Here is a 10,096-nt window from a genome sequence, read left to right as displayed (position 1 = left end):
ATTTGTCTAAGAACTTGCCCCAGCAAAGCGGGTGGCAAAGGTAATTACTTCTTTTATATCTGGCAAATCTTTTTTTAAATCTTTCAACCTAATTTAGTTTCGCTTTTCAATAATGTAGTAAGAACGTCTGCGTTGTTGCGGGTGCAAAAGTAGTGCGTTTATTGGCTTCTACAAGCTTTTTATTTGATTATTTTAAATGTTTTTTTTAATGCGTTGGTGTTGTGCGTGTTGCCGTTTGTTTGTTTTTGAAAACCAAGTTTTGTTTTTAACTCCCCTGCCCTAGCCGTGGTAGTAGTGGAAATCCTCGAGCGTATTTGCCCATTTTTTCCTGCTTATAAAAGAGCGACTAAAAGAAGCTCCTTTTATAAGGGTAGAAAAATAGGCAAATAAGCGAGAGATTGAAACGGATAACGCGAAGAGGCTGCAGAGGATTTAAACTTTAATCATCGCGTTTGCAATCCCACGGTTAAAACCGTGGGGTATGGGCGTTGATCGTATGTTATTGCCACCGTTGAAACCGTGGGGTATGGTTGGGAAAGGATAAATGAAAATATTACAGCTATCATCGACGATAGGTTGATGAAAATGCCACGGTTGAAACCGTGGGGTGTGTTTGGGTGGTGATCGAAATCTTACGGTCGCAACCGTGGGGTTTGGATGGGAATTAAATTAAAATATTATGGTTAAAATCGCAGGTACAGGTTGATGAAAATCTAAGATTTACAAACGTGAAATATGTTGGGAAATTATGTAGAAAGCCCAAGCAATAAATGTTTAATTCGTTTTTTGAGCTTTGGACAACCAAGATTCATTGAGATTTTCATAATCAATAATGAATGCAGGTTTCTGGTTTTGTAATCTACCCGATTCAAAGGCCCGTACTAAAATGGTTTCAATCAAATAATCCTCATTTATATCGTATGGAGAATATTTTGTCTTCAAGTTTATGTCAAACATACTCGCGGCTGTGTTAGACCAAAAAGCTTTCCAACCGCTTTTAAGACTTTTAACTAAAGCAAAAGTAGTGCTCCCAGTCTGACGGTGGATAAGTTTTACCAAAATTCTCCCTTGGCTTCTCGACAATTTTTTCAATTTGGCTTCAAATTCATTGTTTAAATAATTTTCAATAATGCTGAAATATTTCTTTTTCTCTCTGTTGGTTTTAAGATTTGACATTCCCTTGTTTAAATTTACTAATCGCTCAGAAGCCAGTTTTGCATAGGGATAAGTTACATATACCCGATTTTGAAGAATCAAAAATTGCTTTCTCGCTTCAGGATCCATTTTTTCTTTTGACACTAATATCTCTGGCAGCTGAATAGTGTCATTTAAAATATAATTTTCATCTAATTCAAAGTCTATTTTTGTAGTATCTTGGGGGATAACCTGAGCATTAATTGAGAAAATACTAAAAAGAAAAAAGATAAAGAATTTAATTAACTTCATAAAGCAAATATTTATTGTCAAAATTATACAATATCTACTCAACTGTGATGCCAAATTTATAATTTAAATTAAAAAAAATAAAATTTCTGTCGTTAAGAAATTAGATTTAACCGGTTTTGACTAAAATAGTGAAACAATTTTTTATACTAACGCTTTTTAGTTGTTTTAAATTAATTGATTAATATCAATTAGTAAATTGCAATCCATATAATTAAAGGACTGATGATGTTATTTTAAGTCAAAAAAAAGAGTTTAACTTTTAAAATACAAGTTTAACTCTTTTTTTAACAAGATATGATAAACGCTAAAGTCCTGCTACCACCAACCGATAATATTATATTTAACAATAGTGGCTTTTGGCCCATTACCATAAGCAACACCAATATCTCGAGCTGCTTTTATTATTGCATTTTTAAGGTCTATGTCATCCTGTTGTTCTTTCAATTGAAATTTCCAATCTCTCTGATCAATTTCTTTAACTCTTTGTGCAATCTTGTTTGATAATGCAAGTGCCTCTTTATAACAAGCAGCATTTGGATCAATTTGAACTAGAAATTGTCCCGCAATGTCAGCGCCGTATGTGTCTTGAGAGGCATTCCAATTTGTATTTGCTTCTTGTAATTTTATTTTACAATCTCTATCAATTTGTTTTTGATAAATTGGCCCTACGGCATCCATAGCTTTGTCATAACAACCTTTGCACACTTCAGGAACATTTGTTAATGTCGCAATAGCTTCGTCAAATTTATTTTGACTAGTTAGGGTTTGACCTTCTTTAATAATAAAGTCGCATTTACTATTGTAATATTCTATAATTTTTAATTTACCATTTTCTACAAAGCTTTGAATACTAATATTACTTGGACTAATTTTCTTTATTGCTGAAATATATGCTTTGGTTTCATTTTCACCAGCTCCTTTCACGATGATTGACGTACTTGAAAATTTAGTTCCTTCAATTCCATCACCAATAAATAATGTTACTTCCAAAACAAAAGCCGTCATTGCGGGAGCGGTTGGAGTCAAATCCTTACTAATCACATTTACATTAGTCGTAATAATAAACCTTTGATTATATGCCGATCCACCCATTCCGTTTTGCGTGACAATTTGGCTTAACTTATTTGCTAAAATACTTCGCGCTGCATCAGGCATTTTGTCTATTTGTTGCGGCACAAAAGCTGCTAAAGTAATTCTAGCAATGTCATTTGCACTTCCTTTCTCATTTTGAGCAAAAGAAAAACTGTAACACATTATAAGAATGTTCCATAAAATAATTTTCTTCATATCATTTGTTTGATTATATAATTATAGACTTTTACCTCCAATCACCATAACGACTTTTCCAGTTCCAATTGGATACGTAGAACAAGACAATTGATATGTTTTTTTCATATATTTTCTTAATTTTGTTCCAAAATCATCTGCACTAAAAGCTGTTCCCTCCGCGTCCCTTAGAGGTATCCTTACACTTGTTAACTGCATTAAAGTTGAAGTCTTTGGCCCCAAAGTAAAGGCTCCATTTACAGTGTTCGATTTAAACCATTTCTTTATATCATCAGATAATTCATCTCCATCCTCGTTGATTTCACTATTCAGTTTTTTAGTAGAATTTTCATAAACTTGAATTTCAACTGTGATTTCTCGACCTTTTGTAAACATATCTTCAAAATAGATCATTAATTGGGAATTAAAATTATCAATATGAGATAAAACAGCTGTTTCTAACATTACAGGTAACGATGCTCCAATCAATTCATTTCCAGTACCACTTGCTGCACCTGCGGGCTTGTTAGATCCAGCATCGACAGCTTTTAAAGAAAAAGTAACTGCTTTTTTTGGTCCTTTAGACTCAACAGACCATGATACATACAAAATCAAATGTGGTCGTGCTGTGTTTAATATTAAATCTTTATCTCCCTGTTGAACACTATTCCCATCTTCACTCGTTTCCATACTTTTTAGGGCATTTCCGTCTTGAATACTTTTTAATGTTTGAGACAAATTCTCAAGTGGATATCCTCTTTCCAACATTAATTTTTCGACATTAGTTATAACTTGACCTAGCTCAACATTTAACAACGCCGCAGAATAATCAGGTACCATTTTTTTTTCTCCTTGATTATCCACTTCCTTCATGTATCCGTTTGAGTTCATCCAGATATCATCGGGAAAAACCATTATAGACGGTTTGTTTATCGCTTGTGAAAACATTAATGTTGTTGACAATAAAAACATTACTTTAGTGATAACATTTTTTAAATATTTATTTTTCATTTTACAATTAAATTTTAAGTATTCCATCAGAAATCATTTTTTGTTTTAATTCTGTCCTTAATACACGAACTTCTAATCCATAGGTTACGCTTTTATCAACAGCCACTTTCAGTGACTTTAATTCCTTTTTGATAGAAATAAAATTATCATATTCACCCTTGTAGGCAAAAAATTTACTAAAGTAGGCTTCCTGTTTATTTTGTGCATTTACTTCTAATACTATTGGTATTAAATTACAACCTGATTTACCATCATTAATACCATAAAAAAGCACATCCCTGATTGCTATAATTTTAGCATTTTCCATAGCAGCCGCTCTATTACTGCCATTTCCCCATGCTATCAAAGATTGAGAACCATCTAATTCAATTCTAATACATTCGGTTTTTAATGGATAATTGCCTGCAGTTATTTTTGATGAATTACAACTTGAAAGCAAAAGTGATCCGCCAATTAAACCGTAAATCAGTTTTATACTAATTTTCATTTTTAATTATTTTAAATTAATTAAAACCTGCACCTAAAGACTTGATAATCCCTGCTTCCTCTAAGTCCTTTCTCAAGTTAGCAACATTTACTGAAACTATAACTCCTATTTTATATTCTTTTCCGACCTTCATTCTATCCTCTGCTGCAACGGCACCGTCAGTAGACATGGAAACAAACTTCATATACTTGCCACCATCAGCAAAAAAAGGTTTAAAAAAATCTTCTTTTTCTACTTCTAGATTTACATTGTTGGTTAATGGTTTCTGACCTGGGACAGACTGAGTACCTGTAAACCCTTTAAAAATAATACCGTGAACAGCATTTTTTTTGGCTTGATCAATTGCAACCTCAGGCTTTTTAGAATAGGACCATACTTTAATTAAATAGTTTCCTTGAGTGCCAGTCTGAACTGCATCAATTTCATAACGCCAATCTTCAGTTGCTTTATCTGCTTTTTTTTTAGCTTGTGCGGTACTCGATAATGTAAAACCAAAAATCATTAAAAACACAATTACAGTTTTCTTCAAAATATCTTTCATTTATTTATTTTTAATAGAAAAGAACCCTTTCAACCATAATTTGTGATTGAAAGGGCTCGCTAATTATTTTATTTGTTTAATAAGCATACCTGGATAAAACTTTTTCCCTCCAGAAAACGTGGTACGATCAATATTAGTTTTATTTTCAGTCTCAACGTTACCAGCAACAGGAACCAAGTTATCATCTGGATTAAAAGTGTTATCCCATACCGCATCTTTTTCAACTTTGATAGTTCCTACGCTTTTATATGTGATCAATCCTGTTTTAGGATCTTGATTCTGCTCAAGAACATCGAACTTTTCACCACCCTCTAAGCCTTCTTTTTTACCAATTTTAGCAGTAATTGGATCACCTGAGTAAAGCGGAGTTTTTGTTTTGAACACGTCATATTTTTTCTGAAGTTTAGCATATACGTTGTCAATGATCCGTACGGTAGAAAGTTCAATAATTTGATCTTCCGTTCTTTTTTCAGATAATGAAAATGTCACCAAACCAGTTGCGCTTTCTTCACCAACAAATTCTAGTTGAAACAAATCTGAAGTATCAAACGCAACTTTCTTTTTTGGATCTAGTGCAGTCTTATCTATCCAAAGATCTTTGTAAAAGGTATCAGAAGTAGTTTTATCCCACACTAACTTATATAAATATGATGTAGCCCAAATAGAGTAACCCTCTTTTGTTTTTTCATAAACAGCATCAATTCCTTTGTTCGCTTTATCTAAAAGCATTGCTGGAGTTTTTTGCGCGGCGACAATTTTTGCTGCATCTCTGATTGCTCGGGCTATTGGTTCATTAGCCACAAAATTAAATTTATTTATTACTATAAATGTATTGTCAATTAATGCTTCTCCAGCAGTTCTGAGAAGTGCTTCACCGTCAGACGAATTTTGAGCCGCCTTTGTTTCAAGAAATGAGGCGTTAAACACCCCTCTGTCCTCAACTAACTTAGAATCAAAACTTCCATCACCTTGTCTATCAAACCACTTAGCTACTAATTTGTTAGCGATTTTTTCTTTTTTAAGATACTTTTCAATTCTGAGTGGCATCTCTTTTGAAACGGAATCCATTTCTATTTCAAGTAAACCAGTGGCAAATGCACCAAGTTTTGAAGGTTTGTAAATAGAGGCCTTCTCTTCAGAGGTCAAAGGATAATTAATTGGATTGAAGGATTTTTGGCTTATTTGATGATCATTATACTTCTCAGGAAAAGGAGCATTATTAAATGCTTTAAGAACAATTTCCTTTTTGGGAAATTTATCCGATTCGATGACCATTGTATGTAAAGAACTTCTTCTAAATTTTAAATCTACAGGTTTGTCTTGTGCTTGAGCAACTGTTCCCGAGCTGATTATTAGTCCCCATACTAGTAAGTGTTTCTTCATTTTTGTAATTTCTTATTCTTTTTAAATACGTTCGTTTTTTAAAGTGGTTTCTGAACTCCACTTTTTCTTTATGGCTGTTAACAAGACAACTCTATCAATCTTTTATTTTAATGCCCTAAAATATGTTCCAGCCTACTATTTCTTTTTTTCTCTAAAATAATAGAATATTCACGATTAACCCCCACAACTAAACATCCCTGAGATCGCAGTGTCTTTATATTTGTCTCCTTTATATACTTCTACTATTGTAAATCTAAAATTACCTCGGGCCCATTTTGCTGGTAATTTAAAAGTTTGAACACCCATTACGTCTGCCAAATCTAAAATGCAAATGTCTTTTCCGTTCAAAGAAACCTTGAATTTTTTAACTCTTGAATTATTTTGCCATGCAGTTTTTGAAGACTGATATCCATTTAAAATTGATAACTCTCTTACATTGCCACCCAATATTTGCCAATTATTTATTTCTAAAAACTCGCCAATTCCGTAGTCAGAACTGCTTTCCACCCACGCGGTCGTAGGATCATCGTCACAAACATAACTGGCTAAATATTTACTTTTCCCCTGTGATGATAAAGTTGTAGAGGCTTTAACATTGCCTCTTTCAGGCCCCTCGCACATCTGATTGGGCATTGTCCATTGTTCAGCCGGACCATCATTAGATTCCACTGGTCTTAAACCCCAGGATACAAGTTTTTTACCATTTATTTTAGCATTTATCACTGGAAGCTGTCCATAACTGAACGAGCTAAATAGAATTGCTCCAAAAATTACTTTAAAATTTTTCATGTTTTCACTATTTTTTTGTGCTTATATAATTTTGCATCGCATTTCTTTTTAATTGTAAATTTTGCCTTTTATCTCGTTTATTGTATCCACATCAAAACTTTAATAATTAAATGTTTGGGGATTGAAAGTCTGAAAAATAGGTAATTTATTAATCGTCAACCGCTCTGTCGTTACTTTAGGTTTTATGTTTTCAACATCATATCGTTCAAAAGTTGTGATTTTTATTTTAGTAGATAAATTTGCATCTTGTTTTTCCAAATAACCATAACCATCAGAAGATGTACTGTTGTAACCTATCATCTCAAAACTGCCTTTCTGATATCTAAATTTATAATTATGTTGACCTCTTAGCAACTCATAATTTAAAATTAATATTCCTTTTTTAATTTCTAAATAAGGATAACTTTCAACTTCCGTTCTATTATCTGAGTAAGCCAAAAGGGAACTATTGTAGCATATTAATTTGTATTTGCCATCAGGTGTTCCAAAGAAAATAGCCGTTTTATAATCTCCATTTCTCGGATCTCTCTGAACTTTGACAATGTCTTTAATATTGTCCTTATTCAAATCTCCTTCAATTTTAGAAATAAATTTAGTAAACCTACTTTTTCACTATTTTAGATTGTGAATGACTACTAAATATTGCTAAAATTGCAATTAAAACAAATAACTTTTTCATACTTTATCTCCTATTAGTCTCCAAATTATATCAATTTTTAGAATACTTCTCGTCATTTTAAGTGGTTTTTGAACTCCACTTTTATCAGTAATTCTTAATTTTGTAAATGTATACTTTGGAATTTTATGAGTTTAATAGTTTTCCACATTGTGTGGAAACAAATATTTAATATCATCGAATCTGATCAAATTTTAACAAAACAGATTTTTTTAGTACCACAAAAAACTTTAATTTGTTAATCTCCAGATAAAACTCAGCAGGTTTTAATCCTAAATTTTTTTATTAGTTCTACCGAAAAATTTTCTTTACAAAAAGCATTATCAAGCAAATGAACAACTGTGTAAAATAACATAATCAGTAAATATTTTTTTACAAAGAACGTTTTATTATTATTCTTACACAATACCCACTTTTAGTGATATTTCAAAATAAAATTTGTGGATCTGAAGTCTCAGCCAACATAAAAAATTATAAAATAATTCTTTATTTTTGACTAGAGAAAAGATAATAAATATAACAGCAAAACGTATGGTAAAACAAAAATCCAAAAAAGATAGCAACTATTGTTAGTGGCTTTCTAAAATATTATTTTCACTATTGCCTTTGTAATAGCCTAGATTTTACTTATTAAAAATGACTAATGAAATATCAAAAACCATTTATTAACAATTAATACTATTTTAAAACAGGACGTTAAAATCACGATTAATTGAGTATATTATTACTTGAATTTATAATTTAGCAAAAAATAATTTTATGAGCACTAAATCAATATTAAAGAAGTCATCACTTGACTTTTTAGAAAACTATCTTAATAATGCGTCGCCAACTGGATATGAAAGTGAAGGGCAAAAATTATGGATGGATTATTTAAAACCTTATGTTGATACTTTTATCACGGATACGTACGGAACTGCCGTAGGAGTTATAAATCCAGACGCTCCATACAAAGTAGTAATAGAAGGTCATGCCGATGAAATTTCATGGTATGTAAACTATATTACTGACGATGGACTAATTTATGTAATTAGAAACGGCGGTTCGGATCACCAAATCGCACCTTCAAAACGCGTTAATATTCACACTAAAAACGGAATTGTAAAAGGTGTTTTTGGGTGGCCTGCCATTCATACTCGTAATCGGGCCAAGGAGGAAGTTGCCAAAGTAGATAATCTATTTATCGATATTGGTTGCGAAACTAAAGAGCAAGTTGATAAAATGGGTGTACATGTAGGTTGTGTAATTACTTACCCTGATGAATTCATGGTTTTAAACGAAAACAAATTTGTTTGTCGAGCCATTGACAACCGGATGGGTGGATTTATGATTGCCGAAGTAGCACGCTTATTGCACGAAAACAAAGTGAAATTGCCCTTCGGACTTTATATTACAAATTCTGTTCAGGAGGAAGTGGGACTCAGAGGTGCCGAAATGATTACCAAAACTATTAAACCAAATGTAGCAATTGTTACCGATGTTTGTCATGATTCTACTACTCCAATGATTGATAAAAAAATTGAAGGAGAAACAAAAATAGGAAAGGGTCCGGTAGTAACTTATGCACCAGCGGTACAAAATAATTTAAGAGAATTGATATTAGAAACGGCAATTGCTAAGGAAATACCTTTTCAGCGTTTAGCTTCTTCTCGTGTAACGGGAACTGATACTGATGCTTTTGCTTATAGCAATGGCGGCGTGGCTTCGGCTTTGATATCTCTTCCGCTACGTTACATGCACACAACTGTAGAAATGGTGCATCGTGATGATGTTGAAAATGTAATTAAATTGATTTATGAAACATTACTAAAATTAGAAAACGACGACACTTTTTCCTATTTTAAATAAATTTTACAATGAACAATTAACTTTAAGTTGGATATTTCAAATGAAAAATTCTAAAAAAAAACGCAATCATGTTATTGATTTGCGTTTTTTTGTTTAAATTCACTAAAACAGTTAGTAAAATGAAAACATCAGAGATTACACTAAATGACTATTTGTCTAAAATCCGTGAAGATAGGAAAGTGGCTTTTCTTAAACTTAGGGAAACAATTCTAGAAAATATTCCAAATGGTTTTATAGAACAAATTAGTTATGGGACAATTGGTTTTCTTGTTCCTCATTCTATTTATCCGAAAGGTTATCACTGCAATCCAAAACTACCTTTACCATTTATAAATATTGCTTCTCAAAAAAATTTTATTGCTCTATATCATTTAGGAATTTATAGTAATCCAGAACTTTTAAATTGGTTTGTTGCCGAATTTGCAAAACATAGTGATCAAAAATTAGACATGGGGAAAAGTTGTATTCGCTTTAAAAAAATTGATCAAATTCCATTTGATTTAATTGCAGAACTAACCCAAAAAATATCCGTTGATTATTGGATCGCTTGTTATGAATCACAATTTATTAAATTATCATACCCTGAGTAAGTTTAAAAAAAGAAAAACCGCAATTCTTGTTATTTTGAATTGCGGTTTTTTGTTTACTT

At 32.0% G+C, this 10,096-nt stretch carries 10 protein-coding genes; 2 read left to right on the top strand and 8 right to left on the bottom strand.

What is annotated here, in order from left to right; translation table 11 throughout:
• Positions 1-774 precede the first annotated feature (774 nt).
• From BUB42_RS05115 to BUB42_RS05080, 8 genes are all read right to left on the bottom strand, one after another.
• The gene (locus BUB42_RS05115) at positions 775-1,446 is read right to left on the bottom strand and encodes a DUF4294 domain-containing protein (protein ID WP_073017838.1); all 672 of its coding nucleotides are present in this window, start codon (positions 1,444-1,446) and stop codon (positions 775-777) included.
• A gap of 315 nt (positions 1,447-1,761) precedes the next feature.
• A complete protein-coding gene (locus BUB42_RS05110) occupies positions 1,762-2,733 on the bottom strand; it encodes a hypothetical protein (RefSeq protein ID WP_073017836.1) in 972 nt (323 codons plus the stop codon).
• 21 nt (positions 2,734-2,754) lie between these two features.
• The gene (locus BUB42_RS05105; protein ID WP_073017885.1) at positions 2,755-3,723 is read right to left on the bottom strand and encodes a DUF6175 family protein; all 969 of its coding nucleotides are present in this window, start codon (positions 3,721-3,723) and stop codon (positions 2,755-2,757) included.
• 7 nt (positions 3,724-3,730) lie between these two features.
• On the bottom strand, positions 3,731-4,210 hold the full coding sequence (locus tag BUB42_RS05100) for a hypothetical protein (RefSeq protein ID WP_073017834.1): 480 nt from the start codon (positions 4,208-4,210) through the stop codon (positions 3,731-3,733).
• Between the two features lie 16 nt (positions 4,211-4,226).
• Positions 4,227-4,751 (bottom strand): hypothetical protein, encoded by a 525-nt coding sequence (locus BUB42_RS05095; protein WP_073017832.1) that lies wholly within the window; start codon positions 4,749-4,751, stop codon positions 4,227-4,229.
• 63 nt (positions 4,752-4,814) lie between these two features.
• Positions 4,815-6,134, bottom strand: a complete 1,320-nt coding sequence (locus tag BUB42_RS05090; protein WP_073017831.1) for a hypothetical protein — start codon at positions 6,132-6,134, stop codon at positions 4,815-4,817.
• A gap of 174 nt (positions 6,135-6,308) precedes the next feature.
• Positions 6,309-6,923 carry an NADase-type glycan-binding domain-containing protein gene (locus tag BUB42_RS05085; RefSeq protein ID WP_073017829.1) on the bottom strand — a complete coding sequence of 205 codons (615 nt, stop codon included), beginning with the start codon at positions 6,921-6,923 and terminating at the stop codon, positions 6,309-6,311.
• 99 nt (positions 6,924-7,022) lie between these two features.
• Positions 7,023-7,490 carry a hypothetical protein gene (locus tag BUB42_RS05080; protein ID WP_073017827.1) on the bottom strand — a complete coding sequence of 156 codons (468 nt, stop codon included), beginning with the start codon at positions 7,488-7,490 and terminating at the stop codon, positions 7,023-7,025.
• An 868-nt stretch (positions 7,491-8,358) separates the two neighbouring features.
• Between BUB42_RS05080 and BUB42_RS05075 the strand changes: the two genes are divergently transcribed.
• Together BUB42_RS05075 and BUB42_RS05070 are read left to right on the top strand one after the other, a co-directional pair.
• Positions 8,359-9,447, top strand: coding sequence for a M42 family metallopeptidase (locus tag BUB42_RS05075; RefSeq protein ID WP_073017825.1), 1,089 nt, complete (start codon positions 8,359-8,361; stop codon positions 9,445-9,447).
• Positions 9,448-9,566: 119 nt separating this feature from the next.
• Positions 9,567-10,037 (top strand): DUF1801 domain-containing protein, encoded by a 471-nt coding sequence (locus tag BUB42_RS05070; protein WP_073017824.1) that lies wholly within the window; start codon positions 9,567-9,569, stop codon positions 10,035-10,037.
• The last annotated feature ends 59 nt before the right edge of the window (positions 10,038-10,096 follow it).

The organism is Flavobacterium micromati (genome assembly GCF_900129585.1).
Taxonomy (GTDB): domain Bacteria; phylum Bacteroidota; class Bacteroidia; order Flavobacteriales; family Flavobacteriaceae; genus Flavobacterium; species Flavobacterium micromati.
The sequence above is the reverse complement of the archived record's forward strand: the minus strand, read 5'-3'. Positions and strand labels throughout refer to the sequence as shown.